Raw genomic sequence first — 15,695 nt, forward strand, 5'->3', positions numbered from 1 at the left:
GTGGCCTGGCCGCCGCGCATCCGCACACATGCCATTCATGTGTTCGCGGATTCTATGACAAGGCCCGGCCCAGCGGGCAATTCCCACCCCTTGCCGGCCGGTCCACTGAGGTGAGGATGCCGGCTCTTACTGTAGGCCCCCTTCTGGGCGGCAGCGGCCCGCGATGGTCTGGATGCCCGCGTCCGCGTGCGTGCGCTGCGGCAGGTCGTAGTCAATGCTGCAGATGCTGTCAGCCGCGTCGCTCCAACGGACAGTCAAACGGCCCCGCTCCTGCAGGCCACGGGCGAAGATGCGGCCCGCCTGGCCAACCACCCCGACTTCCTGGCCGGCTTCGTCAAGCACGTCGGCGCCGAACGGCAGCACCGAGCCATCGGCACGCCGCACCTCCAGTACCGCCGAGCGGCCATACGCCGTGGCGAACTTGACCAGGGCCACGGCGCCGGCGCGCGGCACCACCTGCTGGCCACTGACTTTCAGTTCCACATCGGTGGACAAGCCCTTGGGATCGAGCTCGATGGCGTTCATCTGGTAAGGCGCCAGGTAAGGGATGACCGCGTACCCCCGGCGATCCACGCTCACGCCCGAGGCACTCAGCACGCGTGCACCGTGTGCGTCGTCGGCCTGGACGATGCCAAAGGTTTCAGACACCGGCTGCGACAGCGTCCAGCCGCCGGCGTGAACTACCACCGCGCCGCGCGCACCCAGCGATGCCTGCGAATAGCCACTGCCCGCCGATGCACTGGCCGACAGTTCCGCCCGCGATGCGCGATAGGCCAGGTTCGCACTGATCGCCGAATCGGACGGGCCGCCCGTCTCCTGCGCATGGCTTGCGGTCAGCCCATACGAAAGGGCGCTGCCCTCGCCGGCCGCACCGGCCAGCGCGGCCTGGATCTGGCTGCGCCCGTTGCCGGCGTGGGCAACATTGCTGGTGAGCGTCTGCGGCCGCGACCGGCCCAGCGGAATGCTGATGCCGGCGTAGTACTGCGTGTCGGCTTTGCCATTGGCCAGGTAGGCGCGGTTGGCGGACACGCTGTAGCTCATGCGGTTGATGCTGCCGCTGTAACCGGCCGAGTAGTTCACATCCGAACCCGTGCGGTTCCAGTAGTCGGAAAGCGACGCCGTCACGCTCAGGCGGCCACGCTCGCCCGCACGCTGGCCCAGGGTGAGCGCAGCGCGGTTGCGCTGTTGCTGCGACAGCGGGCCTGCCCCCCGGCCGCTGCCGGCGCGCATCGCCACGGCTTCGTCGAGCCCATGGAAGCCGCTGGTCGAATAACGATAGGCAGCCAGCGCGACATGGGTGCCCGTGCTGGCGATGTCACGCGCGTAGCTCAGGCGATAGGCCGCGCCACGGCTGTCCTGGTTTCCCGGCAGCTGCGTGGAGGAGAACGTGATGTCCGCACCCACCGCGCCCAGCCGGGTATTGAGCGCGGCACCGACAATTCCGGAGGAATAGCCCGAAGACACGGCAAGGCCCGCATAGCCGGTCGTGCGGTTGGAAATGCCCTGTTGCCAGGTAGCCTGCGCGAACATCGGCTCCTGCCCGCCGTGCCCATCGCGCAGCTGCCCAACCACCGCGCTGAAGCGGTGGTTGCCCGGCCGCAGCGACAGCGGCACCGCGGCAAACGGCACGGAGAACACGCGCTGGCTGCCGTCGGCTTCCAGCACAGTGACCTGCAGGTCACCGCCGTAGCCGGTCGCATACAGATCGTTGATCTCGAACGCACCCGGCGCCACCGTCGACTCATGGATCAACACGCCGTTCTGGTGGATCGTCACCTTGGCATTGCTGTTTGCCACGCCACGCACGGTAGGCGCATAGCCGCGCAGCGACGCCGGCAGCATGCGCTCGTCGGTTTCCAGGCGCAGACCACGGAAGGCGACCGAATCGAACAGGTCGCCCCGGGTATAGGCCTCGCCCACCGTCAACTCCGCCGCCAGTGAGGCAACTTCGCGTTTGGCGTAACTGGCGATGGCCTGGTAACTGCGGCTTCCACCATCACCGAAACGGTAGGAACCTTCGTGACGCACACGCCACCCTGCCAGGTTGGTGCCCAGGTTCAGGCCAAGGTGGCCCTGCGTGCGGGCACCCTCCATCGCATCGCTGTCGTGGCGGTACACATTGAGGTTGTAGCCCAGCACGGTGGCATTGATGCCCGCATCCCAGGCCGAGGCATCCACATGGCCGCGTGGCCGATGCAGCAAGGCCACCTGCGGCACGCTCAGGTCCAGCCGCTGGGCGCCGAAATCAAAATCGGCATACGCACCGGCCACCGCCTGCGCGATGGGCAGACAGTGTTCCTGCAGGCGCGCGTGCACGTCCTCGGGCAAACGTTCCAGGTCAATACCAATCCGCTGCAACAGCGCAGCATCAAAGCAGGCCTGCACATCGGTGGTTCCCAGTGCTGCCTGAAACGGCACATCGGCACGTACGCCCGGCTTCTGGTTGAGATGGATATCCACGCGATACAGGCCCGGCAGGACCGCATTGGTTTTCTCGAAACGGGAGATGTCCACACCCCCGCTGCCGGCCACCAGGAATTCGCTGTCAAACTGGACCGGCGCCATCGCCGCCGCAGCGGCAGCGGTCTGGCTTGCCGCAACGTTCGCGCACTGGGCCGCCAGCACCGCCACGATCAGCAGCGACAGTGGCTGCCGACGCGGAACGCGCAGAACAGATGCGATGTGGACGTTGGCGATATTCACGTGTTGACCCTCGTTGCCGTGGCCGGCTGGAATGCACCCGGCCGCAGGCCATGGGTGGCCTGTGCCACCCCTGATTCGAGGGGCAGCTCAAGACACTGCAGAAGACGGCTATGCCGGACAGTGGTCGCAGACGCGGGGATCAGTTCCCCGGCGCGGCGGTGATGGGCTTGACGCCCTGCACGCCACTGCCCCAATCGTTGATGGCGCTGAAGCGGACTTCCGTCGCGCCATGTGGGGCGCTCTTGAGGCCAGCCACCGGGAACACCGTGCTTTGGCCCGGCGCGATATGGCCGGCACCCGCATCAAGCGCGGCGCCGCCAGCGCTGAGCTGCACACTGCCCAGGTTCACGTAGTACGCCGTGGGGTTGCTGCCCTTCAGTGCATACCCCTTGCCGGCGCTGTTCTGCACCAGCTCCCAGCGCACCGCCGCCGGTGCGTCGGCCGCGTTTCCGGCCAGGCCCTGCGGCCGGTAGATCAGCTTGATGCGCGTCCGCAGCGCCAGCTGCAGCCGGTTCACGTCTTCGCCGGCTTTCGGCGGCACTTCCAGCACGTTGAGCCAGTACAGCGTTTCCTTGTCACGCGCGATTGTCGTGCCGTCATGGATCAGGCGCAGGCTTTGCGATTTTTCCGGATCCAGGCGGAACATCGCCGGGGTCAGCATGAACGGAACCGCCAGGGTTTCCGGCGCGGCAGAAGCATCCCCTTCATCCAGCCAGGCCTGCACCAGTGCCGGCCGATCACCGGCGTTGTTGAGCTTGATGGTGACCTCGCGCTCCTGGCCGGGAAAGATCACCCGCGTGCCTTCGATCACCACGCTCGCCTGTGCCGGCACCGCGGCAATGGACAGCGCAACCAGCGTGGACATCATCAATTTGCCGATACCGTGAGTCATGCGATTTCTCCAGGAAAGACGGGGCCTGCATTGGCCGCCGGGTTGCCCCGCCTTGCGGCGGGACAACCGGACAGCGTGTCGCGCGATGACCGGGTCATCGCCTGCAGCGGCTTATTCGTAGGAAATGGTGTAACGCACGCGGGTGCGCACATCACCGGCACCGGCCGCACCCTGCGACTTGTACTGGGCGAAGTAGTTCAAAGTGGCCGAACCCGCGTTGACCATCACCTGCTGCGAGTTCTGTTCGTTCTGCAACGCACCGACCTTGATCTCGCCGTAGGTATCGTTGAGCAGCGAAACCTGCACGTTCTCGGCACCGCCGGCATCGATGTTCAGATAGCCGGTGCTCGCGTCGACATGGCTGTCGCCTTCAAAGTACGTGGAGACCTTGCCCACGCCCGCATCACAACCCGTCAGCTGGATGATGAACGGAGTACGGCCGGCTTCAGCACCGACGTCGGCCAGGGCTGCGGTCGAGACCCGTGGCAACACCACGCTCAGATCCTTGTCGCCGCCGTTGATGACGCAGGTGACGCCGATGACGGCGCCGGTGAATTCGATGTTGCCATCCGCTGCCTGTGCAGCCGGGGCAGCCATGGCGACGGCGAGGGAAATGGCAGCGGCGAGAGAAAACTTGTTCATTTGCAGTAGTCCTGGAAGGAAGAAAGGAAAGTGCCGCAAGAACCTGGATTTCGGTGTGGATGCCAGCGCAGCCAGCGGTTCTCGTCAGGGCAGGAGAAGTCTAGGATTCGTCTTGTTTTTGGATAATCGGCCGGGGCCGAAAGCCCTGTCGCTGCAATTAAGACCAATCCGAAACCAGAGATTCGCCTTCCGCTTCCTGCCATTCTTTCTGCCGCTGTGAGCAGCATTCCGGCTCACAGGAACCTTGTTGGAACGGCTTCGGAGACACCCCGCCGGCATCGGCATCGCATACGGAGGGAATGCAGCGCAGCGGTATTGGATGCAGGCACGGGAGGTTTCTACAGGGGGCGCGGCCAATGAATGGCCGGCGCGCCCCACCCCTGCTTCAGGAGAAACGCAGAGCCAACCCACCACGCCATTCCGGCGGCGCATTACCCGGGTGTCTTCCTGTTCCAACGGCGCGGGGAAGGACGGCGCAATGTCGCGTGGCAGGCGCCACTCCGGTCAACGCTTGTTTCGCCTTTTTGGCTGCAAAAACCGGAAGCGCAGTCCTCCGCGCTTCCGGCCTTTTTTGTTTTCAATTGTCCGTTCCCGTTCCGGGCAGGAGCGGGCCCGTGATGCGCAACGCGACTACCGGGATCAGTCGTTCTCGCTGCGCAGCAGGTAGCGCATGTAGGCCGCGCGCGACATCGGCCGGCCATGCAGATAACCCTGCGTCACCTGGCAGCCGAGGTTGCGGACCATCGCCAGGTCTTCTTCGTCCTCGATGCCTTCGGCCACCACCGTTGCCACCAGCTGCTTGCCCATGGCGATGATGCTGGCCAGCACGCTGCGTGCATGCGGGTGTTCACGCGCCTGCAGCAACATGCTGCGGTTGATCTTTATCTCGTTGAACGGCACGCACAACAGTCGATCCAGCGATGAATCACCACTGCCGAAGTCATCGATGGCGCACTGGAAGCCGCGCAGCCGCAGTTGCGTCACCGCACCGGACAAGGCCGCATTGCACAGCGCGCCGCCGTCTTCGGTGATCTCGATGACCACGCGGCCCGGGTCCACGCCCGCCACGCCGGCCAGGTCGGCGATGCTCTGCGCCCAGTGGGTGGAACGGGCAACCGTTGCTGGCACGTTGATCGCAAGCAGGCGCGTGCAGCCATGCGCGTCGGTCACCATGGTTTCAAATGCGCAGGTGAGCATGTAGTTGGTCAGGCACTCCAGCAGGCCTGCCTGCTCGAACGCCGGCAGGAACGCCGCCGGGCCAAGCACGGTGCCATCGGCGCGGTGCCAGCGCGCCAGAACCTCGGCGCCGCGCAGGGCACCATCGGCAGCGTTGTGCTGCGGCTGGAAGTACGGCTTGATTTCCTGCGCCATCAGCGCGTGGCGCAGCTCCTCGGCGGTGAACGCCTGCGGCACGGTGGCCTGTCCGCTGACCGCACGGCCCTGCGTCAGGGCGAAGTCGTCGATCACGTCACGGATCAGCTGCGGGTCCAACGGCTTGCGCAGCGCGCCGATCACATTCAAGCCGCGGCCACGCACATAGCTGCTGGCGGCATGCAGCAGGCGGCTGGACTGGTTGCTCATGATGACCACGCCGGCCTTGCTGCCGCGGTCGGCCAGGATATCCACCAACTGCATGCCGGTGATGTCCTGCACATCCAGGTCAAGGAAGACGACGTCCCACTGCTGGTCGCGCAGCCTGTCCATCGCGCTGCTGCCATCGGGCACGCCCTTGGCTTCACTGACCCCTGCAGCGGCCAGCGCCTTGAGCAGCGGCAGCTGATGCAATTCGTTGCCGTCCACCACCAGGGCGGTGCGGACAAGGCGGGTGTGGACGATGGGCGATACGGCGCGTGCAAGAGCGTTCATGACTGGCTTCTCCCGGTGCGGGGGGGGGGCAGAGGACTCGGTGCTTTTCGATGCGAGTCATTGTTCCAGCGCCCCTGTGCACCCCATATCGGTCAAGTCCGAATCTCCCGAACCCAAGGTAGGACAGTGCCGCAATCAGGCCCAAGCCCTATGATGAGGTGCCACTACGCCCGGGGAAGGCACCAGATGACAACGCAGCCGGCCATGCCATCGCCTCATGCCCAGGAGCCGGCCGCCGGTGGCAATGGCGCACTCACCCTGCTCAGCCGGCGGCAGCGCCTGTTGATGTATGTCGGCGGCGTGGTCACCTCGCTGGTGCTGGCCGCGGTGACTTCCGTCATCGTGCATTCGCAGGTGAAGGACTATGTCGGCAAACGCTACGCCGACTACGTGATGCGGCGCACCGCACTGCAATCGGTGTTTGCCCTGCGCGAAGGCGCCATGCGCATCAGCGTCAAACAGGAAGAGTACGCATGGGCGTCGCGACATACGCCTGACCCCGAGCTGATGGCGCAGTTCAGCCGCGGCAACGGGCAGCTGGTGCTTCAACGCAACAGCAGCTTTCCGCCCGTGCTGGTGCTGGGCGACCTCTCACCACAACATCCAGCCGAGCACTTCGCGCCGTACCTGCGCATGGCCGACGATGTCAGCTATCAAAGTGGCGCTTACTCACAGGCGCTGCTGGCCACCGGCTACTTCTTCAGTCCGGACCATCGTTTCATTGGCCTGGGGCCGGTCCCTGACGAACAAGCCGTGCGCGAACTGAGCGTCGACGGCGCAGCGGGCCTGATCAAGCGCATCGCGCCGGACCTGCCGCCACTCGACAGCCCCGGGAACATGCGCCGCCTGCGCAATGCCGATGTGCCCTGGTGGTTGCCGCCCGCGCCGGATGCGCTTACGGGTGGATTGTCCATGCGCCTGCTGCAGGGCGCGGCCTCGGGCGATGGCCTGTTCGCGATTTTCGTAGCGTCGTATCCAACCCAGCCGGTCACCGATCTGCTGGCCAGCACCCATCCCCACGAAGCCTCGCTGATCGTGGATGCACGCAACACGCTGCTGCTCGGAGACGCACCGGAAAGCACCCGCGCCGATGTCCTGCGTATCGGCAGCACTCTAGATGGCAGCACCACCGCAAAGCTGCATTACCGCGACGGCTATTTCATCGCCACCGATGGCGTTTCCCGCGGCGGCTGGAAACTGGTGCATGCGTTCTCGTGGCGTACCATCCTGGCGGCGTTGTGGCCAAGCCTGCTCAGCTACATCGGTGCAATGCTGCTGGTGATCGGCTTCGTGTGGGGCGTGTTGATCTTCATTGACCGCCGGATATTCAGGCCCGACTACGCACGCTCGCAGCGCATCGTCGAGAGCGAGGACCTCAACCGCACCATGGTGACCACCGCGCCGTTCGGCCTGGCCCTGCTGTCGGTTTCCAGCGGACAGGTGCTGCTGCAGAACGCAGCCATGTGTGCCTATGCCGACGACGCCCGGCGCAGTGACCCGCCGCTGCACACGCGGTTGCTGGCGCTGTTCGCCACCGGCAACACCCGCCGTGGCAGCCACAGTGAGCGTGAGTTCGAGCTGGCCATGCAGGATGGCAGCAGCTGCCACCTGCTGGTCAGCAGCGTGCGCACCAAGTACCAGGGCGCCGATGTACTGCTGTGCAACTTCAAGGACATCACCCTGCGCAAGAAAACCCAGCATGAGCTGGAGCAGGCCCGGCAGGCTGCCGATGCCGCCAATCACGCCAAATCGGCGTTCCTGGCGACCATGAGCCACGAAATCCGCACACCGCTCAACACCATCCTGGGGAACCTTGAGCTGCTCGAACGCACGCAGCTGTCCGACCAGCAACTGGAGCAACTGCATACGGTGACATCGTCATCGTCCAGCCTGCTCGGCATCATCAATGACATCCTCGATTTCTCGAAGGTCGAATCGGGGCAGATGACCATCGAGGCAATCAGCTTTGATCTGGCCGAGCTTGGCCGGCAGGTCGTGGCGCTGTTCATGCCGACGGCCCTCGGCAAGGGCCTGAACCTGGAACTGAGCATCGACGATGCGCTGGCGCCGGCCTACGTCGGCGACCCCACGCGCCTGCGCCAGATCATCTACAACCTGGTCGGCAACGCCATCAAGTTCACCGCCCACGGCGAGGTGTTGCTTGAGCTGTACCTGCAGGATGATTCCCGCGCCGATTCGCCGATCATCATCGGCGTCAGCGACACCGGCATCGGCATGACCGCCGAGCAGCAGGCCGGTTTGTTCCAGACCTTCTCGCAGGCCGACTCGTCCATTGCACGCCGCTATGGCGGCACCGGGCTGGGGCTGGCGCTGTGCAAGCGCCTGGTCGGGCTGATGGACGGCAGCATCAGCGTGCATAGCGAGCCGGCGAAGGGAAGCACCTTCCTCGTGGAACTGCCGCTGCAAGTCAGCAGCGAGCGCCCCAACGCCAACGATGCGTTGCCTGCTCTGGCAGCACATGAGCTTGCCTCACCGCATGCTGCGTTGCGCATTCTGGTGGCCGACGATCATCCCGCCAATCGGCAGCTCATCCGCATGCAGTTGCAGACACTGGGTTACAGCTCTGACGAAGTGGAAGACGGCAATGCGGCGCTGATGGCGTTCAATCAGACGACGTACGACATCGTGATGACCGATCTCAACATGCCCGGCAAGGATGGCTACATGCTGGCGCGTTGCCTGCGTGACCAAGGCGTGCGCGTGCCGATCATCGCGATCACCGCGCATGCCTCCGAGCAGGAACGCAGGCAATGCCGCGAAGCCGGCATCGACCTGGTGCTGATCAAGCCGATTCTGCTGGACGCACTGGAGCGCACCCTGCGCCAACAACTGCGGCAGATCGCACCCGTCGATACAAACCCGCGTCGTCATGTCGATATCACGCAGGGCCCGTTGCCGACCGCCGTTCACGGCGCCCTGCTTGGATCGCTGGATGACTCACTGGCCGCCATCCGTGCCGCGCTGACGGCTGCGTCCGCAGCTGACGATGGCCTGGCCGGGGCGGGCTGGAAGACGCCAGTCGCCACGCACCTGCACTCCATTCGCGGTGCGTTCGCGCTGGTCCATGAAAATGAAGTGGCCAAGGCCTGTGCCCGCCTGGAGCAACTGCTGGCCGACAGCGAGGCCAGCGCGTTGGCACCCGAGGTGGATGTGCTCGACGCACTCGCCCATACCGCACTGGCACGGCGCACAAGCTGACGCCCTGCACGTCGCAGCCGCATCATTCACCGCCCGCCTCTTGATCGAGGCGGGTTCGATCAGACATGAGTAGATGTTGAAAGCGCGCTGATGGATTCGGCAGGCAGCAGCGCGCGTATTGTTCTGCAACGCAGGCTATCGACGGCCCCTTTCCAACGCGCGTCTGCGCTTCTGATTGGCATATTCCCGAGGCGAGCCTGATCTCGGAATTCCTGCCCGCTATCGCTCGAACGCGTGAATCGTGGACAGGTGGATGCTGCGGACATGCATTCCCATTCAGGGATTGAGCACCCCGATGCGAGGCCATACACGCCTGTGCAGCACGCCCGGCGCAGCCTCACGTTTCCCGGTGACATGAACGGCAGCCCATCTATCGGCCGGATTAGGCCTAAATACTCGGCTAGTCGTTTGGGACTTGGCCGATTACCCCACAACGGCGGGCAACTTATTGTTGCCTCCTCATCCTGGCAATGCCAAATCCCATGTCTTCTCGGTGCGCATTGCAGTCTGCGCAGTCAGGACGAGGATTCTGCAGAACCTGGCTTCATGCCGAATCTGCTGAACCGCTCCGCTTTGCGGTGCAAGCGCATCTTCCCGCAATCGACAACGGCTGCCCCTTGCCCGGCGACGCAACGTTTCAATTCGCCACCACAGCAACAACCTTCAGGAAATGAACGTGAAACGCACTATCTATCGCTGCCTGGCCGTCGTGCTTTTTTCGATTCCGACGTTGGCATGGGCTGCATGCACACCTAGCGTGGGGGGCAGTCAGCAGTTCCCGTTCCCGTTCACGCTCCCCGGCTTCAACCCACCCAGCTTCGATCCGACAGTGAACGACGGAACCGTACTGCATTCGGCCGGACTCTTCCTTTCCGGCACAGGCGGCAGCGCCAGTTGCGCGGGCGGAGCCCGACTCATTACGTTTCTAGGAACGGTGGGGAGTATTGGGCCGCACTCGACCTATTTGACGGACATCCCAGGCATAGGCCTGCGCTTCCGCTTTTCTAGCGGCACAACGCTTACCGGCTACTGGCCACAGTCGTCTTCAATGGGCACCGAAACCTTGGTAACCATCAATACACGTGCTCAGATAACCGTTGAGATGGTGAAGATCGGGCCTATCACCGGCGGCGGCACAATCGTCGGCGAAGTAGCCGCTATCTTTGCGCAAAATGGGGCATCTCAGATAGCTACCATCAGGTTCGAAGGCGCCATAGCGGTGCGTCCCCAGTTACCCACATGCGTGGCAGATCAACCCGCACCAGTTGCCCTGGGCAATATTCCCAAAAACCGATTTTCGGGAGTTGGCAGCACCTCAGATGAAAAATCATTTTCCATCATGCTCACGTGCACAGGTGCCACGCAGAGCGCGGTGACCAATGCATTCATGACCCTCACCGACCAGACCAACCCAGCCAATCGTTCCAACACGCTGTCATTGGCCCCCGGTTCCACGGCGAAGGGCATCGGCATTCGCATCAAGCATGCATCCGACATCATTTCCTATGGCCCGGATTCCAGTGCCGCCAACGCGGAAAACCAGTGGAAAGCGCTGTCCTCCATCGGCAATGGCACCCATGTGATTCCGCTGACGGGCAGCTACGTGCAGACCGAAGAGACCGTGACAACCGGAACTGCCAACGGCCGCGCTACGTTCACGATGAGCTATCAGTGAACATTGCGTGGCAAAGAAGACCAGGCTTTCCGGCGCTTGCGCCCGCAGGGCAACGGGACCGCACCTGTCGTTCCGCCGCCACAAGGCAGCGCAGGCCGGCGCGGGCCTGGCGGCAGAAGTGATTCACCTTCTGCCGCCGCAACCCATCATGTGCAGCAGTCGCGTGCTGCCTATTTGCTGCTGACGTATTTTTCGCGGCGGATCTGCGGTGGCGGCAGGCCGGCGGCCTTCAGTGCCTCGGCAAAGGCATCGACCATGTCCGGGTTGCCGCACAGGTAGGCGATGTCGCGGGCCGGGTCGGGGGCGATTTCAGCCAGTTGCTGCTGCACATAACCCTGGCGCACGTCCGGGTGCGGGTCGGCCGGCAGCTCGCGCGACAGGCACGGCATGTAGCGGAAGCGCGGGTTCGCAGCAGCAAATGCCTGGAAATCCTCGCTGTACAGCAGCTCGCCGGGCGTGCGTGCGCCCTGCAGCAGCACCACGTCCACGCCACGCTCTTCGATGGCCTTGCGCAGCAGCGGCAGCATCGAGCGGTACGGGGTGACGCCGGTGCCGGTGGCGACCAGCAGGTAGCGGCTGTTGTGGTCGCCAGGGTTCAGGCAGAACCGCCCGAACGGGCCGCTGCCGGTGATGTGGTCACCCAGCGCCAGGCCTTCAAACAGGGCGGTGGCCGCGCCGCCGGGCACGAAGCTCACCGCGATATCCACCGCATCCCCCGGCCCGAGGGCGTGGTCATGGATGGTGGCCAGCGAATAACTGCGCTTGGTCGGGATGCCGTCGGCGTAGTCGAAATGCACCTGAATGAACTGGCCGGGCTGGAAATCCAGCGGCTGGCCGTCGTCACGGACGAACTGGTAGTGGCCGACACTGGGCGCCAGCATGTGGCGGCCGACCAGCTTGAGGGGGAATTGGATTGGCACGGGGGAGGAACAGTGTGTAGCCGGGCATGGGCCACGGGGCCAACTATAATAGCGGCCTTGCACCCAACCGGCGCCGTAACCCCGGCGCGAAGGCCCGAGCTTGGACTCCCGAATCCCCCCGGTCGCGCCCGCGTTGCGCGTCCACGATCTGCGCAAAACCTATGACAACGGCGTACAGGCGCTCAAAGGCGTCTCGCTGGAAGTGACCCCCGGCGATTTCTTCGCCCTGCTGGGGCCGAACGGCGCCGGCAAGTCGACCCTGATCGGCATCATCTCCTCGCTGGTCAACCTCAGTGAAGGCCAGGTGGAAGTGTTCGGTACCGACCTGGTCGGCAACCGCAGCGCAACCATGCGCCTGATCGGCCTGGTGCCGCAGGAAATCAACTTCAACCTGTTTGAAAAGCCCTTCGACATCCTGGTCAACTACGCCGGCTTCTACGGCATCGCGCGTGCCGAGGCCGAAGTGCGCGCCGAGGAAGAACTCAAGCGTGCGCACTTGTGGAACAAGGCGCAGATGATGAGCCGCACCTTGTCCGGCGGCATGAAGCGGCGGTTGATGATCGCCCGCGCGATGATGACCCGCCCGCGCCTGCTGATCCTGGACGAGCCCACTGCCGGTGTGGACATCGAAATCCGCCGCGACATGTGGAAGACGCTGCAGGAAATCAACGCCGCCGGCACCACCATCATCCTGACCACGCATTACCTGGAAGAAGCCGAGCAGCTGTGCCGCAACCTGGCCATCATCAACCACGGCCGCATCGTCGAGCAGGGCCCGATGCGCGGGCTGCTGGCCAAACTCGATGTGGAAGGTTTCATCTTCGACATCGACGGTGAACTGCCCGCGCAGCTGCCGCAGATCGAAGGCGCCACCTTGATCGCCACCGACAGCCACACGCTGGACCTGGACATGCCGCGCGCAATGGACCTCAACCGCGTGTTTGCAACCCTGGGCGAGGCCGGCATCCGCGTGCGTTCGATGCGCACCAAGAGCAACCGCCTGGAAGAGCTGTTCGTGCGCCTGACCGGCAACCTGGAGAACACCGCCGCATGAGTACCCCCGTTCCCGTGAGCAACAGCCACCGCAACTGGGTGGCGCTGGGCACCATCGTGCGCCGCGAGATCAACCGCATCCTGCGCATCTGGGGCCAGACGCTGGTGCCGCCGGCCATCACCATGACCCTGTATTTCCTGATCTTCGGTGGCCTGATCGGCTCGAAGATCGGCGATATGGGCGGCTACAGCTACATGCAGTTCATCGTGCCGGGCCTGGTGATGATGAGCGTCATCCAGAACAGTTACGGCAACATCAGCTCCTCGTTCTTCGGCGCCAAGTTCGGCCGTCATATCGAAGAGCTGCTGGTCAGCCCGATGCCGAACTGGGTGATCCTGGGCGGCTATGTCGCCGGTGCGGTACTGCGCGGGCTGATGGTCGGCGTGATCGTGCTGCTGATTGCCATGTTCTTCACCCCCGTGCGCATCCCACACCCGCTGGTGACGCTGACCACGGTGCTGCTGGGCGCGACGATCTTCTCGCTGGCCGGCTTCATCAACGCGGTCTATGCCAAGAAGTTCGATGACGTGGCCATCGTGCCGACCTTCATCCTGACCCCGCTGACCTACCTGGGCGGCGTGTTCTATTCGGTGACATTGCTGCCGGGTTGGGCACAGGCGATGACGCACGCCAACCCGATCTTCTACATGGTCAATGCCTTCCGCTACGGCTTGCTGGGCAGCAGTGATGTGCCGCTGTGGGTGGCCTATGCACTGATGCTGGGCTTTGTCGCCGCACTCACCGCGCTGTCGCTGTGGCTGCTGCGGCGTGGCATCGGGTTGCGCAGCTGATCTGCTGAACCGACATTGACAGGCATGACAAGGGCGGGGCCGCGAGGTCCCGCCCTTTTTCATATCCGTGCACCACATCGCCTTTTGATGCCGCGTTGCAATTGCTATGCTGCGCGCACAGGGGGCTCTTGGACCAAACGTCGACAGGGCACTGAATGACCGCAGCACCACGCCGTTCCACATCGGCCTGTTCACCGGCCACCATCCTGCCTTCCCCGCTTCGTCGCGCGCCCGCTGCCGACGATGCCGCGCTCCCTTGCCCGCCGGTCCCCTGCCGCATGCGCCGCTGCTGACACAGCGTTGATGCATCCCTCGCGCACTCTTGCATCCCTCTTCCCATCCCCGGCGGGCCTGCATCGCCATCCGGGGCGATTCCCTTGTTGGAGCATTCCATGAACGTACAACCCGTCACCAAGCGCACGGCCCTGGCCCTGTCCACCCTCGCCCTGCTGCTGGGCAGCGCGTGCAACCGCGCGCCCGCACCGGCCGAGCCGAGCGCACCGGCCACCGATGCCGCAGCAGGCAACACGCCGGCACCGGCCGCCGACGCTGCGACCACCAGCAACATCTTCGACATCGAGACGCTGCCCGTCTCCACGGCCACGCTGGGCGAGTTCCCGTACATCGGCCTGCCGGAGGGCTATCAGGCACTGCGCCCGGAGACCAACACGTTCGAGCGCGTACCGTTCTGGACCGGCGACCGCCTGGAATGGGTCGAAGGCCAGGTCTACGGCGCACGCATCCAGGCCAAGGATGGGCATCCGTTCTCGCAGCTTGAGTTGTCCCGCAACCTGCAGGCGCTGGTCGAGAGCCTGGGCGGACGCCAGGTGTTCAGCGGCAAGATCCCGGCGGCAGGCAAGGACGGCATCCAGGCTTCCAACGTTGCGGTGGATCGCGTCGATGCACTGGGCGACATCTACAACGAGCCTGCGGATACCTACGTGATCCGCCTGCCCGACCGCAACATCTGGCTGCACACCGCCAAGAGCGGCAACCAGGCCGGCCTGCTGATCGCCGAGACCAAGCCCGTGCAGATCACCGCCAAGGCATTGCCGGCCGATGCACTGAAGAAATCCATCGATGACGCCGGCAAGGTGGCCATCCAGGTGCAGTTTGAAACCGACCAGGCCGCCATCCTTCCTGCATCCAAGCCGCAACTCGAACAGGTGATTGCACTGCTCAACAACAATCCCGAGCTGCGACTTTCGGTCAATGGACACACCGACAACACCGGCAATGCGTCACACAACCTGTCGCTCTCGCAACGTCGTGCGGCCGCTGTTCGCGACTTCCTCGTCACTGCCGGAATTGATCAAAAAAGGCTTGAATCCAGCGGTTTTGGTGATACGCAGCCGGTTGCACAGAACGACAGTGAAGATGGCAAAGCAAAGAACCGTCGCGTGGAACTGGTGAAGCTCTAACTTAACTTCATCATCACGCAGATAAATGCCATTTGTATTGAACATGAAACAAAGGCGTGTTTATATCGTGCCCGCATCAGTTCAGGGGGCGTCATCAGCGACTGGTGTCATTGACTTGAAATCCGAAGTACCAAGGACGGCGTCGCAGTGCATTCAATGCACTGCATTGCCAAAAAACTAGGAGAAAGCCATGCATCACACGCCCCGTAAATTTGGTTTCAAAAAGCAGCGCGGTCAGGGCATGACCGAGTACATCATCATCACCGCACTGGTGGCCATCGCCGCCATCGCCGCTTTCACCTACTTCGGTGGAACCGCGCGCAGCCAGGTTGCCGGTATGGCCAAGGAACTCTCCGGCCAGAGCGCAACCGACTCGATCAATCGCGCCAAGAACGTCTCGAACAAGGCTCAGCAGGAAGCTGACAAGGACAAGGGCATGGACGCTTACTCCAACAAGTAAGTCACGCCTGCTCCTGACGTCACGCGCAGCCCTGCTGCGCGTGGCGCTTTCC

General features: G+C 64.0%; 11 protein-coding genes. 6 read left to right on the forward strand and 5 right to left on the reverse strand.

Annotation, left to right across the window (positions count from 1 at the left end; genetic code table 11):
- Positions 1-126 precede the first annotated feature (126 nt).
- The 4 genes from ACVOLO_RS01520 to ACVOLO_RS01535 form a co-directional block, all read right to left on the reverse strand.
- Complete coding sequence (locus ACVOLO_RS01520; protein ID WP_481568509.1) at positions 127-2,703, reverse strand: fimbria/pilus outer membrane usher protein; 2,577 nt, start codon at positions 2,701-2,703, stop codon at positions 127-129.
- 139 nt (positions 2,704-2,842) lie between these two features.
- On the reverse strand, positions 2,843-3,595 hold the full coding sequence (locus ACVOLO_RS01525) for a fimbrial biogenesis chaperone (RefSeq protein WP_481568510.1): 753 nt from the start codon (positions 3,593-3,595) through the stop codon (positions 2,843-2,845).
- A gap of 111 nt (positions 3,596-3,706) precedes the next feature.
- Positions 3,707-4,237, reverse strand: coding sequence for a fimbrial protein (locus ACVOLO_RS01530; protein WP_481568511.1), 531 nt, complete (start codon positions 4,235-4,237; stop codon positions 3,707-3,709).
- A 639-nt stretch (positions 4,238-4,876) separates the two neighbouring features.
- On the reverse strand, positions 4,877-6,103 hold the full coding sequence (locus ACVOLO_RS01535; protein WP_481568512.1) for an EAL domain-containing protein: 1,227 nt from the start codon (positions 6,101-6,103) through the stop codon (positions 4,877-4,879).
- Between the two features lie 204 nt (positions 6,104-6,307).
- On the opposite strand from ACVOLO_RS01535, the gene ACVOLO_RS01540 reads away from it, so the two are divergent.
- Complete coding sequence (locus ACVOLO_RS01540) at positions 6,308-9,322, forward strand: ATP-binding protein (RefSeq protein WP_481568513.1); 3,015 nt, start codon at positions 6,308-6,310, stop codon at positions 9,320-9,322.
- Between the two features lie 676 nt (positions 9,323-9,998).
- Entirely contained in the window at positions 9,999-10,997 is a 999-nt protein-coding gene (locus ACVOLO_RS01545; protein ID WP_481568514.1) for a fimbrial protein, read from the forward strand.
- Between the two features lie 170 nt (positions 10,998-11,167).
- Here ACVOLO_RS01545 and ACVOLO_RS01550 read toward each other — a convergent pair whose 3' ends face one another.
- On the reverse strand, positions 11,168-11,917 hold the full coding sequence (locus ACVOLO_RS01550) for a ferredoxin--NADP reductase (RefSeq protein ID WP_481568515.1): 750 nt from the start codon (positions 11,915-11,917) through the stop codon (positions 11,168-11,170).
- Between the two features lie 100 nt (positions 11,918-12,017).
- Between ACVOLO_RS01550 and ACVOLO_RS01555 the strand changes: the two genes are divergently transcribed.
- The 4 genes from ACVOLO_RS01555 to ACVOLO_RS01570 all read left to right on the forward strand — a co-directional run bounded on the left by ACVOLO_RS01555 (position 12,018) and on the right by ACVOLO_RS01570 (position 15,643).
- Entirely contained in the window at positions 12,018-12,971 is a 954-nt protein-coding gene (locus ACVOLO_RS01555; protein ID WP_481568516.1) for an ABC transporter ATP-binding protein, read from the forward strand.
- On the forward strand, positions 12,968-13,762 hold the full coding sequence (locus tag ACVOLO_RS01560) for an ABC transporter permease (protein WP_481568517.1): 795 nt from the start codon (positions 12,968-12,970) through the stop codon (positions 13,760-13,762). The genes ACVOLO_RS01555 and ACVOLO_RS01560 overlap by 4 nt, the downstream gene beginning before the upstream one ends.
- A gap of 392 nt (positions 13,763-14,154) precedes the next feature.
- Positions 14,155-15,183, forward strand: coding sequence for an OmpA family protein (locus ACVOLO_RS01565; RefSeq protein ID WP_481568518.1), 1,029 nt, complete (start codon positions 14,155-14,157; stop codon positions 15,181-15,183).
- A gap of 190 nt (positions 15,184-15,373) precedes the next feature.
- Entirely contained in the window at positions 15,374-15,643 is a 270-nt protein-coding gene (locus tag ACVOLO_RS01570; protein ID WP_481568519.1) for a pilus assembly protein, read from the forward strand.
- The last annotated feature ends 52 nt before the right edge of the window (positions 15,644-15,695 follow it).

It is taken from the genome of Stenotrophomonas sp. STEN056 (genome assembly GCF_056759635.1).